General features: G+C 71.3%; 17 protein-coding genes and 1 riboswitch. Of the genes, 12 read left to right on the forward strand and 5 right to left on the reverse strand.

Going from position 1 to position 15,816, the window contains the following annotated elements:
* Window positions 1-54: 54 nt before the first annotated feature.
* A complete protein-coding gene (locus tag EDD30_RS00460; RefSeq protein WP_071810118.1) occupies window positions 55-687 on the reverse strand; it encodes a DUF6230 family protein in 633 nt (210 codons plus the stop codon).
* 432 nt (window positions 688-1,119) lie between these two features.
* On the opposite strand from EDD30_RS00460, the gene EDD30_RS00465 reads away from it, so the two are divergent.
* The 5 genes from EDD30_RS00465 to EDD30_RS39665 all read left to right on the forward strand — a co-directional run bounded on the left by EDD30_RS00465 (window position 1,120) and on the right by EDD30_RS39665 (window position 2,918).
* Complete coding sequence (locus EDD30_RS00465) at window positions 1,120-1,455, forward strand: hypothetical protein (protein WP_244945050.1); 336 nt, start codon at window positions 1,120-1,122, stop codon at window positions 1,453-1,455.
* Window positions 1,456-1,489: 34 nt separating this feature from the next.
* Window positions 1,490-1,621, forward strand: coding sequence for an ATP-binding protein (locus EDD30_RS39660; RefSeq protein ID WP_211353732.1), 132 nt, complete (start codon window positions 1,490-1,492; stop codon window positions 1,619-1,621).
* 130 nt (window positions 1,622-1,751) lie between these two features.
* Window positions 1,752-1,904 (forward strand): hypothetical protein, encoded by a 153-nt coding sequence (locus EDD30_RS40160; RefSeq protein ID WP_170047726.1) that lies wholly within the window; start codon window positions 1,752-1,754, stop codon window positions 1,902-1,904.
* 124 nt (window positions 1,905-2,028) lie between these two features.
* Window positions 2,029-2,127 carry a hypothetical protein gene (locus EDD30_RS40165; RefSeq protein WP_280526208.1) on the forward strand — a complete coding sequence of 33 codons (99 nt, stop codon included), beginning with the start codon at window positions 2,029-2,031 and terminating at the stop codon, window positions 2,125-2,127.
* 101 nt (window positions 2,128-2,228) lie between these two features.
* A complete protein-coding gene (locus EDD30_RS39665; RefSeq protein WP_211353733.1) occupies window positions 2,229-2,918 on the forward strand; it encodes a hypothetical protein in 690 nt (229 codons plus the stop codon).
* A 60-nt stretch (window positions 2,919-2,978) separates the two neighbouring features.
* Here EDD30_RS39665 and EDD30_RS00485 read toward each other — a convergent pair whose 3' ends face one another.
* The 3 genes from EDD30_RS00485 to EDD30_RS00495 all read right to left on the reverse strand — a co-directional run bounded on the left by EDD30_RS00485 (window position 2,979) and on the right by EDD30_RS00495 (window position 6,308).
* A complete protein-coding gene (locus EDD30_RS00485; protein ID WP_071808893.1) occupies window positions 2,979-3,893 on the reverse strand; it encodes a carbohydrate ABC transporter permease in 915 nt (304 codons plus the stop codon).
* Window positions 3,890-4,831, reverse strand: coding sequence for a carbohydrate ABC transporter permease (locus EDD30_RS00490; RefSeq protein WP_071808894.1), 942 nt, complete (start codon window positions 4,829-4,831; stop codon window positions 3,890-3,892). The genes EDD30_RS00485 and EDD30_RS00490 overlap by 4 nt, the downstream gene beginning before the upstream one ends.
* A gap of 109 nt (window positions 4,832-4,940) precedes the next feature.
* Window positions 4,941-6,308, reverse strand: a complete 1,368-nt coding sequence (locus EDD30_RS00495; protein WP_071808892.1) for an ABC transporter substrate-binding protein — start codon at window positions 6,306-6,308, stop codon at window positions 4,941-4,943.
* Between the two features lie 418 nt (window positions 6,309-6,726).
* On the opposite strand from EDD30_RS00495, the gene EDD30_RS38090 reads away from it, so the two are divergent.
* Window positions 6,727-6,999 carry a hypothetical protein gene (locus EDD30_RS38090; protein WP_143162993.1) on the forward strand — a complete coding sequence of 91 codons (273 nt, stop codon included), beginning with the start codon at window positions 6,727-6,729 and terminating at the stop codon, window positions 6,997-6,999.
* Between the two features lie 66 nt (window positions 7,000-7,065).
* Here EDD30_RS38090 and EDD30_RS00500 read toward each other — a convergent pair whose 3' ends face one another.
* The gene (locus EDD30_RS00500; RefSeq protein ID WP_123677991.1) at window positions 7,066-7,998 is read right to left on the reverse strand and encodes an MHYT domain-containing protein; all 933 of its coding nucleotides are present in this window, start codon (window positions 7,996-7,998) and stop codon (window positions 7,066-7,068) included.
* A 266-nt stretch (window positions 7,999-8,264) separates the two neighbouring features.
* Window positions 8,265-8,341: riboswitch (S-adenosyl-L-homocysteine riboswitch) on the forward strand.
* A 19-nt stretch (window positions 8,342-8,360) separates the two neighbouring features.
* Between EDD30_RS00500 and metH the strand changes: the two genes are divergently transcribed.
* From metH to EDD30_RS00530, 6 genes are all read left to right on the forward strand, one after another.
* A complete protein-coding gene (metH, locus tag EDD30_RS00505; protein WP_280526114.1) occupies window positions 8,361-12,008 on the forward strand; it encodes a methionine synthase in 3,648 nt (1,215 codons plus the stop codon).
* Between the two features lie 10 nt (window positions 12,009-12,018).
* A complete protein-coding gene (locus EDD30_RS00510) occupies window positions 12,019-12,741 on the forward strand; it encodes a hypothetical protein (protein ID WP_071807819.1) in 723 nt (240 codons plus the stop codon).
* Window positions 12,742-12,785: 44 nt separating this feature from the next.
* Entirely contained in the window at window positions 12,786-13,454 is a 669-nt protein-coding gene (locus EDD30_RS00515) for a response regulator transcription factor (protein WP_211277907.1), read from the forward strand.
* Between the two features lie 95 nt (window positions 13,455-13,549).
* A complete protein-coding gene (locus EDD30_RS00520) occupies window positions 13,550-14,104 on the forward strand; it encodes a hypothetical protein (RefSeq protein ID WP_071807817.1) in 555 nt (184 codons plus the stop codon).
* Entirely contained in the window at window positions 14,104-15,519 is a 1,416-nt protein-coding gene (locus tag EDD30_RS00525; RefSeq protein WP_244945544.1) for a PrsW family glutamic-type intramembrane protease, read from the forward strand. Before EDD30_RS00520 ends, EDD30_RS00525 begins: the two co-directional genes overlap by 1 nt.
* Before the next feature lie 83 nt (window positions 15,520-15,602).
* Window positions 15,603-15,785 (forward strand): hypothetical protein, encoded by a 183-nt coding sequence (locus EDD30_RS00530; protein WP_071807815.1) that lies wholly within the window; start codon window positions 15,603-15,605, stop codon window positions 15,783-15,785.
* The last annotated feature ends 31 nt before the right edge of the window (window positions 15,786-15,816 follow it).

The raw sequence follows: 15,816 nt of genomic DNA on the forward strand, positions 1-15,816 counted from the left end.
CCCGGCATGGGTGAGGCCCGCGGACGGTGCGTTCCGCGGGCCTCGGATCGTGCGTCAGAAACACTCCGCCGGCGGCTTGCCGTTGGAGTCGGGCAGGTTGACCTTCATGTTCAGCCCGCTCAGCGTGAACGTGCCCGCCGTGGTGGACACGGCCGTCTGCTTCAGACCGGTGATGGTGACGGCCTTGGCCTCCTGGCCGAACCCGCCCTTCTCGCCGTGCGCGTTCTTGCCGCCCAGTCCCAGCGTGCTGGCGTCCTGGCCGATGTTGATGTCGGTGAACTTCGCGTCACCGCTGAGCTCGCTGACACCGAGCACCAGGTCGGTGGCCTTCGCCGGCTTGGCGGCGTCGCGACCGGCCCGGATGGTGAGCACGATGGGCAGCCCCGGCGTCTTCACCGACTGGCACAGGTTGTACAGCTCGGCGGAGGCGATACCCGAGACGGCGACGGGGATCTTCTTGCCGTCCTTCGTCTCGTCGAAGCCGCCGTACTGCGCGAAGCCCGTGCCCTCGAGCCGGTCGGCGGAGATCTTGAACGCCTGACCTGAGACGGTGAACGAGGCGGCGAACGCCCCGTTGGCCATCCCGAAAACCAAGGCACCGGCGGCCGCGGTGGGCACCGCCGCCGCTACGGCGAAACGGCGCCAGTTGGTGCGACCGTAAGCCGGATCGCCTTGCGCATCCTTCACGGATCCTCCTCGTACACAATGGGAACGGCCCGGCCCCATGCGGTCCGCATCGCGGTCGACTCCTGGTCGGTCCGGAAGTGAGACCCGTCAATGCGGCCGTCTGAACGTGGGGGGAATGTTGCCTCTACCGGGTGACGGGAACAAGAGGCTCCGCTACCCGTCGGTAACGTGCCCGACACAAAAGCGGTTACGTACAGTCACGACTTTTTCCGAGCGGCCGTAAAAGATGTGTCGATTCTGGACACATGGGTCAGCTAAGTCACATGTGACCGTCACCACACGTACGCGAACATCAATGGTTACGGATCGGTAACAACTTTCAGGAAGCTCACAGGTCTGTGCACTATCCGTGCGTCGAGCCCCAGTGCAGATCCCGGCCATCCGTGCCGAAATGCCTCACGTCGGGACCATGTAACGGGAGGACGGCGGCCGGTGAGCGCAGACGAGCGGCGGCGCTTGGCGGCGCTGCACGAGTATCGCCTGCTCGACGCGCCCGCCGACGACGAGCTCGAGGCGGTCGTCCGGGTGGCCGCGATGATCGCCGGCGTGCCCACCGCGACGCTGAACCTCATCGACGAGCACCGCCAGTGCCAGCTCACCACGACCGGCTTCACGGGCGCCGACTCCGCCCGGACCGACTCGATGTGCGCGGTACGGTTCGAGACCGGCGAGTTCACCTATGTGCCCGACGCCAGCCTCGACCCCACGTACGCCGCCAACCCCCTGGGTCATCCGGGCGCTGCTGACCTATGCCCGGGCCGGCAGTGAACCCTGCCGCCGGGAGAAGGCGAACCTCGGCGAGGTGGCCGACCACGGCCACGGCGTGGGCCTGGCCGCCTGCCAGCGCATCGTCGAGCGCCACGGCGGGCACATCTGGGCGGACGGGGCACCCGGCGGCGGCACCACCATCGCCTTCACCCTCCCGGGCGCCTGACATGTCCATGCGCCGACGGGCGTACGCCGCCTTCATCACCCCCTCCTGACGCTGTTCGGCGCGGTCGTGGTCGTCCAGCTCGTGGTCGGTGACCGGCTGCGGGTCGCACAGGCCGGTCGGACCGCCCGGCTTGAGCGCGCCCGCGACGCCAACACCGCCGTACTGCATCGATCCGAGCCAGCGCACGACCACCGTTGACGCCGTCCCCGAGGACCTCGCCGCCGTGGCCGCGGCCGTGCACGCGGAGGTGGCGCCGACGGCGCCCGCGCGGTCGTGGCGGTGACGGACACCGGCATCGGCATCCCGGACGGGGACCTGCCGGGGCTGTTCACCCCGTTCCACCGCGCGGCCAACGCCATGGACCGGGCGGTGCAGGCTCGGGGCTCGGCCTGGCCGTCGTCCGCACCATCGTCACGGAGCACGGCGGCACGCTCGCGGTGGAGTCGAAGCTGGACCAGGGCAGCACCTTCACCGTCACGCTGCCGCTGCGACCGCCGCCGGCCTGACGGCCGGCCGGGTTGCAACCGGGGTACACCGGGACCGGCAACCCGGCTGCAACCGGTGCCGCCGAAGCTGAAGTCTCCCCTGATTCGAGGAGTCTTGCCCGATGCGTATCCGCCGTACTGCTGTCGCCGCCCTGCTCGCCACCGGGATTGTCGTTCCCGCCGTCTCGACCGTCGCGATCGCCGCCGCGAAGACGCCGGCGTCGTCGTCCGCGTCGGCGTCGAAGGGCGGCGCGAAGCCGAAGTCGACGTCCACCGCCTCGGCCAAGACGCCGAAGACGACCAAGACCACCAAGACGACCAAGAAGCCCGTCAAGGCCGTGCGCTTCCAGGCCTCCGGCGTCGTGACCGCCCTCGACGCCGCGACCGGAGCCGTGACGCTGCAGACCAAGGTCACGGTCAAGAAGGGCAAGAAGACCACCAAGAAGACCGTCGTCACCAGCGTCGTGGTCGCCGAGAAGGCCATGGTCGTGGTGAACGGCAAGAAGGGCACGCTCGCCCTCGTCGCCGTGGGCCACCGGATCGTCGTGACCGGCACCCGCAGCGGCTCCGTCTACACCGCCACCAAGGTGGTGACCACGGGCAAGGTGGTCAAGCCCAAGCCGAGCCCGACCGACGAGCCCACGACCGAGCCCACGACCGAGCCCACGACCGAGCCCACGACCGAGCCCACGACCGAGCCCACGACCGAGCCCACGACCGAGCCCACGACCGAGCCGACGGTCGAGCCGACCGAGGAGCCCTCGGTCGAGCCGACCGTGGCGCCGACGCCGGAGCCCGGCGCCGACGCCTGAGCCGTTCTGACACGAGACCGCGGCCGCCCGGATCACCGGGCGGTCGCGGTCTTCGTGCGTTCAGCCCTTGACGCTGCCCGCGAGCAGGCCGCGGACGAAGTACCGCTGCAGCAGCAGGAAGATCGTCACCGGGACCAGGATGGATACGAAGGCTCCCGCCGACAGCAGGTGCCACGCCGTGCCGCGGGTGCCGCTGAGATTTGCCAGCGCCACCGTCACCGGGGCGATCGCGTCGCCACCGCCGCCGAAGACCAGGGCGACCAGCAGGTCGTTCCAGACCCAGAGGAACTGGAAGATGCCGAACGCCGCCAGCGCCGGGCGCAGCAGCGGCAGCAGCACCCGGAAGAAGATCGACACGTGGCCGGCGCCGTCCATCCGGGCCGCCTCCAGCAGGGTCGAGGGCACCTCCCGCATGAAGTTGTGCAGTAGGTAGATCGCCAGCGGCAGGCCGAAGATGGAGTGCGAGAGCCAGATCGTCCAGAAGGTGTTGGCCAGTCCCGCGTCCACGTAGAGGGTGAGCAGCGGGATCAGCGTCACCTGCAATGGGACGATCTGAAGGGCGAAGATCACCAGGAACAGGATGTTGCGGCCCGGGAACTTGATCCACGCGAAGGCGTACGCCGCGATCGTCGCCAGGGTCAGCGGGATGAGCACCGAGGGAATGGTGATCACCAGCGAGTTGATGAAGTACGCCCCCAGCCCGGCCCCGCTCTCCGCGTCGAGCACCTCGCGGTAGTTGTCCATGGTGACCGTCGGGTCGGTGAAGAACGTCCACCAGCCGGTCGTCTTGATCGCCCGCTCCGGGCGGAAGGACGACACGAGCAGGCCGAAGGTCGGCAGGGTCCACAGCACCGCGATGACGATCGCCGCCAGCGAGGCCCACGGCGAGCTGAGCCGGCGCCTCGCGACGGCCGCCGCGGAGGGCTGCTCCGCGGCGACCGGCAGGGCGGCCGCGGGCGGGGTCGTGGTGGTCATAGCGCCTCCGATCGGCGGAGCTGCCGGATGTTGTAGACGACGATCGGGATCACCAGCAGGAACAGCAGGACCGCGAGCGCCGCGCCCAGGCCCTGGTTGTCGCTGCGGAAACTCTGGCTGTAGAACTCGTTGGCCACGACGCTGGTGTCGAACTGGCCGCCGGTGGCGGTGCGCACGATGTCGAAGACCTTCAGCGTGCCGATGCCGATGGTGGTCAGCACCACGACCACCGCCGGCCGGATCGCCGGCAGGGTGACGAAGCGGAACATGCCCCAGGCGGTGACGCCGTCGAGCCGGGCGGCCTCGACGATGTCGTCCGGGATCGCCTTGATGGCCGCGGAGAGCACGGTCATCGCGAAGCCGGCCTGGATCCAGATCATGATCACGATCAGCAGGAACGTGTTGAGCGGCGAGTCGACCAGCCACTGCTGGGGCTTGCCGCCGAGCCACACCAGAATCTGGTTGAGCAGACCGATCTGCTTCACGTTGCCCTGGTCGGGCCGGTACTCGTAGACGAACTTCCAGATGATCGACGCACCGACGAACGAGATCGCCATGGGCAGGAAGACCAGCGCCTTGGCCGCCGACTCGAACTTCGACTTGTCGACCAGGATGGCGTAGAGCAGCCCGACCGCGGTGGCCACGAACGGCGTGACGAGCACCCAGAACACCGTGTTGCGCAGCACCGTGAGCTGGTCGGGGTCCGTGAAGATGGTCTGGTAGTTGTCCAGGCCGATGAACGCGTTGCCGGCGGCGTTGAAGAACGACTGGTAGATCGTGCGCAGGCCCGGATAGACCAGGCCGACCAGGAGCATGACCAGGGTGGGAGCGAGATAGGCGTACGCGACCCAGCGGTCGGCGCGACGGCCGCGGAACAGGGTAGCGACGAAGAGGATGACGCCCACGACCGCGGCGAAGAGCAGGATCGCGGCGAGCATCAGCCCGATCTTCGCGGTGTTGGTCTCGGCGGTTAACACGCGACCCGTACCTCCTTCGGGGAGAGCGGGGCCGGTCGCCGCGCGGCGACCGGCCCCGGATGGTTCTAGATCACTTGGGCCACGCGTTCTCGATGTTGTCGACGGTGGTCTTGGTGTCCTGGCCGGTGATCCAGCTCGTCGTCTGCTTCCAGAACGCGTTCGAGCCGATCGCGGCCGGCATCTGGTCCGAGCCGTCGAACCGGAACACGGTGTTCGGGTCCAGCAGGATCTTCGCGGCCAGCTTGTCGATGGGGTTGCTCAGGTTGTTGGGGTCGATGCCCTTGTTGGCGCTGACCCAGCCCTGCGAGACCTTCGCCTTGTTGTTGGCCCAGGTGTCGGTGGACAGGTACGTCTGGAAGGCCTTGACCTCGGGCCGGTCGGCGAACGCCAGGTTGAACTCGCCGCCGCCGAGCACCGGCTTGCTGCTGGCGTCCTTGCCGGGCAGGTAGAACGCGAAGACGTCGCCGTCCTCGGCCACCTTGGTGCCCTTGGGGAAGTTCGCCGCGTAGAAGCTCGCCTGGCGGTGCAGGGAGCAGGTGTTGCCGTCGACGATCGGCAGGCCGGCGTCCTGGAACGTCGTGGTGGCGATGCTCTTGACGTCGCCGAGGCCGCCGTTGACGTACTTGTCGTTCTTCAGGTACGCGCCGACGCCGTCCAGGGCCGCCGTGGACTCGGGGCCGTTGAACGGGATCTCGTGCTTGACCCACTTGTCGTACGCCTCCGGCCCGTTGAGCCGGAGCATGAAGTCCTCCATCCAGTCGGTGATCGGCCAGCCGGTGGCCTCACCGCTGGCGATGCCCGCGCACCACGGCTTGCGGCCGCCGTCCGCGGCGATCTTGTCCGACAGCTCCTTGAGCTGGTCCAGCGTGGTCGGGACCTGGTAGCCCTTCTCCTTGAACTCGGTGGGCGAGTACCAGATCAGGGACTTGACGCTGGCGCCGGACGGCGCGGCGTAGAACTTGCCGTCGACCGTCGCGTAGCCCCGCCAGGCCTTGTCCCAGAACTTGTCGACGTTGGCGGCGACCTCGGCCGGCGCCTCGACGGCCTTGCCGGTGGCGACGAGCTGCTTGAGCAGGCCCGGCTGCGGCACGATCGCGATGTCCGGCGGGTTGCCGGCCTTGGCTTGCACGAGGATCTGCGTCTCGAAGGACTTGTCGCCCTGGTACACGATGTCGACGCCGGTGCAGTCCTCGAACGGCTTGTACGAGTCCGTGTACGCCTTGTCCTCCGGCGTCACGATGCTCGCGAAAACCGTGACCTTCTTGCCCTTCAGATCGCCGTACGAGCTGAACTGCGAGCAGTCGATGGACTGCTTCGCCGTGGAATCGTCGTCCGAGTCGCCGCTGCCGCCACAGGCGGCCAGGCCGACCACGAGGCCGAGGCCCAGCGTGCCGGCGAGCGCGCCCCGCAGGCGCTGACTCCTGGATTGACCGAACATCCCTCTCCCTATGTCACATCACGCCGGTGCGTGACAAGACCGTCACTGTCTCCGGTTCCCCCGGCTGTCAGTCAAGAGCGGGCGGCTGGCTTTCGCAATGTTTCCGATTGATCAAGCAAGTAACGATTCGGCACCGGACCGACGGGAAAGTTGGAAGGTTAATAAAACGTAAGGTGCCCATGCGCTGACCAGGGGCCATTATTCACTCGCGTATGTCGATGGGTAAGAGTTGCCGTGGCCGCAAGAATTTTCACGTCCAAACGGCTGGCGACAGGATGCGCCCTCATGCTGTAACGGAGCCGGTCATGGCCATCCCGGGGAGCGGGCCGGCGGCGAACTGTCCCCAGTTCCCCTACGCCCCGACCGCCCGCGACGAGCCGCACCGCGGCCAGGTGCATTCAGCCCGGCCGGCGGTGGGATGAGTGACACCAACGCGCCGCTGTACGACGACGGCGTCTACCGCCTGTTCCTGCAGCACGATCCGCACGGCCCCGCGGTGGGACCACCATGCACTGGGGGCACCGGCGGCTTCGACGGCGCCGTCTCGAGCCGCCGGCTCGCCCGTACGGCGGATGGACGAGGGCGACGCCCCGGGGATGGACGAGGGCGACGCCCCGGCTTCTACGCGGGGCTGACGTTCACGGGCCTGCCGGTCCGGCCGGATCGTGGAGATGGCGTGGAAGGCGGGTGACCACCGGCGTCGACGGCGACTGCCTCGTCCAGGACGTGGCCGTGCGCTGCACCCCGGACCCGGGTGTCACTGCCGCGGCGTGCGGTCCCGGTACGTCCAACTGGCGTCGCCCAGCGACGAGCGGCGCGGCTGCGGGATCCGCCCCTCGCCCCGGGGAGCGCCCGGGGCCGGGGCGCTCCCCGGGGTGCCGCCGAACACCGGGTGCGGCTCGGGGGCCGGGGCGCTCGCGCCCCGCCGGGGCCGGGACGCCGGGTAGATGGCCGCCTCACGGTCCTCGTCGGTCGGGACGGCCATCAGCGCGGACACCAGGCCGAGGATGGCGAAGACGGCCGCGAGGCCGATCGGGATGAGCAGCGACGTCGCGGTCACGCCGGACGGCGAGCCGTCGGGCGCCCCGGCGCGCACGGACATCGCCGACATGCCGGTGAAGTGCATTCCGTTGACGGCGACGCCCATGACCAGGGCGGCGGCGGCGATCGCGGCCGGCCTGCGCACCGTGGCGGTGAGCCAGAGCGCCGCGGTGGCCGCCACGACCGCGATGATCACGGAGGCGGTGACCTTCGTCGCGTCGTACAGGATCTCGCCGTTGAGGTGTACGCCTTCCATGCCCACGTAGTGCATTCCGGCGACGCCCAGCCCGGCGAGCAGGCCGCCGCCGAGCAGGCGCAGCGTGCGGGCGCGTTCCCCGCCGAAGACGACCAGCATGCCCGCGCCGACCGCCACGATCGCCAGGGCCGCGCTGGAGGCGGTCATCCCGGGGTCGTAGCGGATCGGCGTGCCGACCACCCCGAAGCCGAGCATGGCCACGAAGTGCATGGTCCAGATGCCGGTGCCGCCGAGGGCGACCGCGGAGAGCGAGAGCCACCAGGCGCGGCCGCCGCGGGTCCGGGCCGCGCGCAGGCGCGACGCACACATGAGCCCGAGCAGCGAGCCGAGCACCGACAGCAGATAGCTGGCGACCGGGGTCACCCAGCCTTGCTCGAAGTGGTGGATCTCCATGTCGGTCTTCTCCCCGAATCTGCGTACCGATGCATCGTGCCCGGTGAAGGCGAAGCTTGGGCGATCAGCGAGGGGATATTAGGGCAGAACCGGCCGTTGGGACGACCCGTCGGCGCCCTTCCGGATGATCAAGGGAGTGATCTCGGCCTCTCCATCGTCGGCCGTCGATGGTGAGGCCCCTGGCGGCCGCCCGCCGCGCGGTCCACCTGACGGGACGGCAGCCGCCGGCGGAGGCGAAACGACCGCCTTCGGGTAACCTTGTGCGCCAGGCCGAGGGGCGCTGCGACGGGGACGACCCGCCACGCTCGGACTGGAAACACCGACACAAGGGCGCCTCCGAGATTTCCGCGGAGGTGGTCACTGTGTCAGTCACAACGCAGAGCCGGGACGTGACGGCGACGCTGCGCCGGCTGATGGGCGAGCGGGTCCTGGTGCTCGACGGCGCCTGGGGCACCATGCTGCAGGGCGCGAAGCTGACCCCCGCCGACTACCGCGGCGACCTCATCGCGGCCGAACACCCCAAGGACGTCACCGGCGACCCCGACCTGCTCAACCTGACCCGGCCCGACGTCATCCTCGACGTCCACCGGCAGTATCTCGCCGCCGGCGCCGACATCACCACGACCAACACCTTCACGGCGACCGGCATCGCCCAGGCCGACTACGGCCTCGAGTCGCTCGTGCGCGACATGAACGTGCGCGGTGCCCAGCTTGCCCGGCAGGCCGCCGACGAGGCGGGCGGCAAGTTCGTCGCCGGGTCGGTCGGTCCGCTCAACGTCACCCTCTCGCTCTCCCCGCGGGTCGAGGACCCGGCCTACCGTACGGTGACCTTCGACCAGGTCAAGGCCACGTACGCGGAGCAGATCCAGGCGCTGGCCGAGGGCGGCGTGGACCTGCTGCTGGTCGAGACGATCTTCGACACCCTCAACGCCAAGGCCGCGATCGCCGCCGCCCGCGAGGTCGCACCGCACCTGCCACTGTGGATCTCGGTGACCATCGTGGACCTGTCCGGGCGCACGTTGTCCGGCCAGACCGTCGAGGCGTTCTGGCGTTCGATCGAGCGGGCCGAACCGCTGGTGGTCGGCGTCAACTGCTCGCTGGGCGCCACCGAGATGCGCCCGCACGTCGCCGAGCTGGCCCGGCTGGCCGGCACCTACGTGGCCTGTCACCCCAACGCCGGCCTGCCCAACGCGTTCGGCGGTTACGACCAGACCCCGGCCGAGACCGCGGGGCTGATCCGCGAGTTCGCCGCCGAGGGCATGGTCAACATCGTCGGCGGCTGCTGCGGCACCTCGCCGGCGCACATCGCGGAGATCGCCGGTGCGGTACGAGGCAGCGCCCCGCGCCAGGTCGCGGAGCCCGTGCGCACCACCCGCTTCAGCGGCCTCGAGCCGTTCGCCATCGGGCCGGACACCGGCTTCGTGATGATCGGTGAACGCACCAACGTCACCGGCTCCGCGAAGTTCCGCCGCCTCATCGAGGCCGGCGACCACCAGGCCGCCGTGGAGGTCGCCCTCGAGCAGGTGCGAGGCGGCGCCAACCTGCTCGACGTCAACATGGACGCCGACCTGCTCGACAGCGAGCAGGCCATGACCACGTTCCTCAACCTGATCGCCACCGAGCCCGAGGTGGCGCGCATCCCGGTCATGATCGACAGCTCGAAGTGGAGCGTGCTCGAGGCCGGCCTCAAATGCGTGCAGGGCAAGGGCGTCGTCAACTCGATCAGCCTCAAGGAGGGCGAGGAGCCGTTCCTCGCCCAGGCCCGCAGGATCCGCGACTACGGCGCCGGCGTGGTCGTCATGGCCTTCGACGAGCAGGGCCAGGCCGACACGACCGAGCGCAAGGTCGAGATCTGTGCGCGGGCGTACGACCTGCTGGTGCAGCAGGCAGGCTTCGCGCCCGAGGACATCATCTTCGACCCCAACGTGCTGGCCGTGGCCACCGGCATCGCCGAGCACAACGGCTACGCCAGGGCCTTCATCGACGCCCTGCCGCTGATCAAGGAGCGCTGCCCGGGCGCGCGCACCAGCGGCGGCATCTCCAACCTGTCGTTCGCCTTCCGCGGCAACGACGTCGTCCGCGAGGCCATGCACTCGGCCTTCCTGCTCCACGCCGTGCGCGCCGGACTGGACATGGGCATCGTCAACGCCGGTCAGCTCGCCGTCTACGCCGACATCCCGGCCGACCTGCTCGAGCTCGTCGAGGACGTGATCTTCGACCGCCGCGAGGACGCCACCGACCGGCTGGTCACCTTCGCCTCCACGGTCACCGGCGCCGGCACCAAGCGCACCGTCGACCTGTCCTGGCGCGAGGCCCCGGTCGCCGAGCGCCTCTCGTACGCCCTGGTCCACGGCATCGTCGACTTCGTCGAGCAGGACACCGAGGAGGCCCGGCAGTTGCTGGACCGCCCCCTCGACGTCATCGAGGGCCCGCTGATGGACGGCATGAAGGTCGTCGGCGACCTGTTCGGCTCCGGCAAGATGTTCCTGCCGCAGGTGGTCAAGAGCGCCCGCGTGATGAAGCGCTCGGTCGCCTACCTCGAGCCGTTCATGGAGAAGGAGAAGGCCGGCGGGCGCGGTCAGGGCAAGGTCGTGCTCGCCACGGTCAAGGGCGACGTGCACGACATCGGCAAGAACATCGTCGGCGTGGTGCTGGGCTGCAACAACTACGAGGTGATCGACCTCGGCGTGATGGTGCCCGCCGCGAAGATCCTCGACACCGCGATCGCCGAGGACGCCGACGCGATCGGCCTCTCCGGCCTGATCACCCCGTCGCTCGACGAGATGGTCGCGGTCGGCGCCGAGATGCAGCGCCGGGAGATCACCCTGCCGCTGCTCATCGGCGGGGCCACCACGTCGAGGCAGCACACGGCGGTGCGCATCGCCCCGGCGTACGAGGGCATGACCGTGCACGTCCTGGACGCCTCGCGGGTCGTCGGCGTGGTCTCCGACCTGCTCGACCCGGGTCGTGCCCGGACGCTGGACACGGCCAACCGCGCCGAGCAGCAGCGGCTGCGCGAACAGCACGCCAACCGGCACAGCCAGCCGCTGCTCACCCTGGAGCAGGCCCGGGCCAACCGCGAGGCCGTCGACTTCACCGACCTGCCGACGCCGGCCTTCACGGGCGTCCGTACGGTCACGCCGGACATCTCCGCCCTGCGCGGGATGATCGACTGGCAGTTCCTCTTCCTGGCCTGGGAGCTCAAGGGCAAGTTCCCGGCGATCCTGGAGCAGCCGGTCGCCCGCGAGCTCTACGACGACGCCAACGCCATGCTCGACAAGATCATCGCGGACGGCGCGTTCCAGGCGCGGGGCGCATACGCCTTCTGGCCGGCACACGCCGAGGGCGACGACATCGTCCTGGACAACGGGGTGCGCTTCCCGATGCTGCGCCAGCAGACGGCCAAGCCCGAGGGCCGCGCCAACCGCTGCCTCGCCGACTACATCGCCCCGGCGCCTTCCCGCGGCGGAAAACCGAGTGAAACCCCGTATGAAGGGGAAGGGCAGGACCACCTGGGCGGCTTCGCGGTGGCCATCCACGGCGCCGAGGAGCTGGCGGCCCGCTACGAGGCCGAGCAGGACGACTACCGCGCCATCATGGTCAAGGCGCTCGCCGATCGCCTCGCCGAGGCCTTCGCCGAGCATCTTCACCTGCAGGCCCGCCGCGACTGGTTCGAGCCGGACGCCGACCCGGTGATCGAGGACCTGCACGCCGAGCGCTTCCGCGGCATCCGCCCGGCGCTCGGCTACCCGGCCAGCCCCGACCACAGCGAGAAGAAGGACCTCTTCGAGCTGCTCGGCGCGCAGAGCCTCGGCATCGGCCTCACCGAGTCGTACGCGATGACCCCCGCGGCGGCGGTCAGCGGCCTGATCTTCGCCCACCCGCAGTCCCGGTACTTCACCGTGGGACGGCTCGGCAAGGACCAGATCGAGGACTACGCGGCCCGGCGCGGCCTCTCGGTCGACGAGGTCGAGCGGTGGCTGCGCCCCAACCTCGCGTACGAGATCTAAGCTCGGCGCGATGACGGAACGCCGGGTCGACGTGCTGGTCGTGCGCTGGTACGAGCGCCACCGCGGCGCGCCCGCCATCGTGCCCCGCTGGCTGGAGGCCGCCCGCGAGCACCTCCCGGAGGCGGTGCCACGGCGGTTCGGTCACACCGAACCCCTGCGCGGCCGGTTCGACCGCGTCGGCGACGAGGGGCTGGCCCGGGCGTACGGGGAGGCCGACACCCTGCTCGGCCTCGACGGCACCCCGCCGGTGTACCACGCCTCGTTCGGCGCGGCGGGCGCCCTGCCGCGCGGTCCGGTGCAGTCCCACACGCTCGACGCCGTGCTCGGTGCGGACGACGAACGGGTACGCCGGTTCGCGCTCGCCCTGACCCATCCGGGCACGGTGTACGTCTCCGCGTCGATCGCCCGGGGCAAGATCCTCGACGGCGCGATGCTGGTGGGGCCCGCCGAGCGGCCGGAGGAGCCCTACCTCGCGCCGATGGGTGACTGGCTGGGCCTGCCCCCGCGGCCGCCGGAGTGGTGCTGGTTCGGGCCCGCGTACACCCGGCTCGTCCGGCGTCAGGTCGAGGGTCGCGAGGTCGCGGGCGGGCTGCTGCGCACCGGCGGGCCGTGGGCGCGCGAGTCGCTGCATGCGCGACTGTCCGAGATTGACCCCGAGCGCAAGCACGCGCCCCGTACGCCCCGGGGCCTGCGTCGCTCGGCGCTGCGCTTCATGCTCGACGCCGCCCGCTGACCCGGCCGAGATCTTTTGCCGACGCCGCGCTGAACCGTGCGGGCGTGCCGTCCGTATCAGCGGCCATGAGGGTCCTGCTGGTGGCACACGACGAGTCCATCGCCGAGCCGTTGGTGGGCGGCCTGGCCGACTACGGCATCGTGGCGGAGCACGTCACGACCGGCGCCGCCGCGCTCGCCGCGCGCCCCGCCGACCTGGTGCTGCTCGACGCCGGGCTGCCGGACCTCGACGGCCTCGACGTCCGCCGGCGCACCGGCGACACCCCGCTCATCATGCTGACCGCGCCCGGCGACGACGCGCACCGGATCCTCGGCACGGCCCTCGGCGCCGACGACTACCTGCCCAAGCCGGTCAGCGTCCGTGACGTCGTGGACCGGATGCGCGCGGTCGGCGGCCGCCCCGGACGGTCCACCGCGACGCCGGTCCGCGCCTGCGGCCCGCTCACCATCGACCTCGGCACGCGCGAGGTACGGGTCCACAAGATTCCCGTGTCGCTGAGCCCCAAGGAGTACGATCTGCTGGCGCTGCTGGCCGAGGCCCCGGGTGCCGTGGTCGACCGTCGCCGGATCCTGCAGACGGTGTGGGGGCCGGAGTTCGCCGGGCCGGGCCGGACGCTGGACTTCCACGTGGCCAGCCTGCGCCGCAAGCTCGGCGATCCCGCCTGGATCGAGAACCGGCGCGGCGTCGGCTTCCGCCTGACCGCCCCGGCCTGAGCCCGCTTGGCGGCTCGCGGTGGCCTGCGTGCGGCGCCTTCGTACGATCATCCGGGTACGGCGGGGGCACGGAGCATGGGCGGGAGTGTGGACGGGTGGGCCCGGGACGCAACGCGGTCGTCACGCTGGGCTTACTGGCCGGTCTCGGTGCCACGGTGGCGGTGCCGGCGGGACTGGGTGCCCTGCTCCCGGATGACGGCCCGGCACCGGCCGGCCGGCTGGAGGTCGGTCACGGCGTCGCGCTGACCGTGCCGCCGGGGGCCCGGTGGGACCGGGGCGAGTCCCGGCCCGGCACCGGTGCGGTCACGCTCCGCCTCGGCTCGACGGACGTCGCCGTGTCGTCCGTGCCCGTGCCCGAGCGGCGCGCGGATTTCCTCGCGCACACCCGCCACAAGTTCGCCCGCGACGACGGGTGGACGCCGGGGCCTCCCGCGCCCTTGCGCTTCGGCGGCGGCGTGGTGGGCGAGCGCGGTGACCTGGTCGCCGGGAAGGACACGACCGCCGGCGAACCCGGCTGTTACGGTGCCGCGGTCGCCGAAGGCGCGGGCGCCGTCGTGGTGATCTCCCCGGTATCGGGATGTGCGGCGGTACCGGCGGAGATCTGGACCCTCGTCGAGAGCATGACCTTCGAGGCGGTGGACCCGTGGTGATGGCGAACCCACCGTGGTCGCCGGCGCGTACGCCCGCGTTCTGGATCCTCGGCGGCATCGGCGCGCTGTCCACACTCGGCGTGATCGGGCTGACGGTGTTCCTGGCGGTCAGCGCGCCCCGGGCGGCGGCGGTCTCCCTGCCTCTGGCGGTGGTCTTCGCGGCGTTCTGGCTGGCGGCGTTGCTCGGGCCGGTCGATCCGGTGGAACGGCGGCCGGTGTGGCTGGTCGCGGCGGCGCTGGCCTGGGGCGCCTCGGTCGCGGTCGCGGTGGGCGCGGCCGGCGGCTACGTCACGGACCTGCTGCTGGCCAAGGCGATCGGCCCGTCGTTCGCCGCGCAGTGGGGGCCGGCGATCGTCGCACCGTACGCGGAGGAGATCGGCAAGGGCGCCGGCGTCGTCCTGGTCCTGCTCATGGGGCGGCCGTACGTGATCACCGTCTGGTCCGGCGCACTGTACGGCGCCGTGGTGGGCGTCGGCTTCGCGCTGGCCGAGGACGTCAGCTACGCCCTGACCGCGGCCGACGACGTGCTTCCCGACGACGCCGGCGCGGCGGTGTCGACCCTGCTGCTGCGGATGGCCGTACCCGGCCTGGTCGGCCACCCGCTGTTCACCGCGACAGCCGGCGCCGGGATCGCGTACGCCTGGCTGCGCCGCGACCGGTCCCGCCGCCACCGCCTCGGCGTCCTGGCCGCCGCCGCGTCGGGGGCGGCCCTGATGCACGCCGTGGTGAACTCGCCGGTGGCAGCGGGCGCCACCGAGCTGCTGGCCACCGTGCCCGGCTCCAGTGCCATGGCCGGCTACCTGCTGGTGGTCACGGGAGCGGCGGTACCCGCCCTACGGTGGTTGCAGCGGACCCGCCGCGCCGACGCCCGCGCGCTGCTGGCCGGGGCCGCTGCCCTGGCCCCGGCCGCGATCCGCCCCGAGGAGGTACCGATCCTGGCCGGCGTCCGCACGCGGCTGGCGTCCTGGTGGCGGATCCGCCGTGAGCACGGCGCCGAGACCGCCCGCGGCGCCGCGCGCCTGAGCCGGGCACAGTTGCGGCTTGCGGCCGCGTCGGTCCGGCCGTACCGGGGGTACGCGCCCACCGGGCCGTACGGTCCCGCGCCCACGGTGCAGTGGTGGCTCGACGAGGCCGTCGCCGCCCGTCGAGCCCTGCCGCAGGCGGCGGCCGCCCCACCGGAGACCGGGCCGGACGTAGCGTCCGGCCGGGCGACCACGGCGGTCGCCGTGACGACGCTGGCGGCCGCGGTCGCCGGCCTGCTGTGCAGCCCCGTCGCCGCCGTCGCCCTGGCCGGTGCCGTGGCCCTGCGCTGGCGCCGCGGCCGGGGCCGACTGGCGACGACCGCCGTAGCCGCCGCTGTGGCCGGCGCCTATTGCGCTCTGGCCACAGTGCTCGTCAACGCCCTCTTCGGATGACCAGGAGCCGATGGTCCACCTGAGGTGCGCTGCTCCTCGATGAGCGCCTTGCCCGGCTGCGGGACGATGGTCGACATGCGTCGATGGGTTCACCCTCCCTGCTGTGGGTGGGGGTGGTCGCGCCGCCGTCGAGCCATCCGGTGGCGGTGTCGGTGACCGCCGACGCCGGCCGGGCGGCGCTGCTGGTGCCGGCGATCCTGCTCGCCTGGGCCACGGTGGCCACGGCGGCGGCGACCGTCGTGAGTCGGCGCCGACAGGTCGGCTAGGGAGTGTGCCAGCTCTGACCGGCCGCCGAGG

This window comes from Couchioplanes caeruleus (assembly GCF_003751945.1).
Classification (GTDB): domain Bacteria; phylum Actinomycetota; class Actinomycetes; order Mycobacteriales; family Micromonosporaceae; genus Actinoplanes; species Actinoplanes caeruleus.

Bases quoted from the DNA above. Each gene is read 5' to 3' on its own strand.
- EDD30_RS39665 (WP_211353733.1), top strand. From the start codon at position 2,229: ATGCGTATCCGCCGTACTGCTGTCGCCGCCCTGCTCGCCACCGGGATT.
- EDD30_RS00485 (WP_071808893.1), bottom strand. From the start codon at position 3,893: ATGACCACCACGACCCCGCCCGCGGCCGCCCTGCCGGTCGCCGCGGAG.
- EDD30_RS00490 (WP_071808894.1), bottom strand. From the start codon at position 4,831: ATGCTCGCCGCGATCCTGCTCTTCGCCGCGGTCGTGGGCGTCATCCTC.
- EDD30_RS00495 (WP_071808892.1), bottom strand. From the start codon at position 6,308: ATGTTCGGTCAATCCAGGAGTCAGCGCCTGCGGGGCGCGCTCGCCGGC.
- EDD30_RS38090 (WP_143162993.1), top strand. From the start codon at position 6,727: ATGAGTGACACCAACGCGCCGCTGTACGACGACGGCGTCTACCGCCTG.
- EDD30_RS00500 (WP_123677991.1), bottom strand. From the start codon at position 7,998: ATGGAGATCCACCACTTCGAGCAAGGCTGGGTGACCCCGGTCGCCAGC.
- EDD30_RS00510 (WP_071807819.1), top strand. From the start codon at position 12,019: ATGACGGAACGCCGGGTCGACGTGCTGGTCGTGCGCTGGTACGAGCGC.
- EDD30_RS00525 (WP_244945544.1), top strand. From the start codon at position 14,104: ATGGCGAACCCACCGTGGTCGCCGGCGCGTACGCCCGCGTTCTGGATC.
- EDD30_RS00530 (WP_071807815.1), top strand. From the start codon at position 15,603: ATGGGTTCACCCTCCCTGCTGTGGGTGGGGGTGGTCGCGCCGCCGTCG.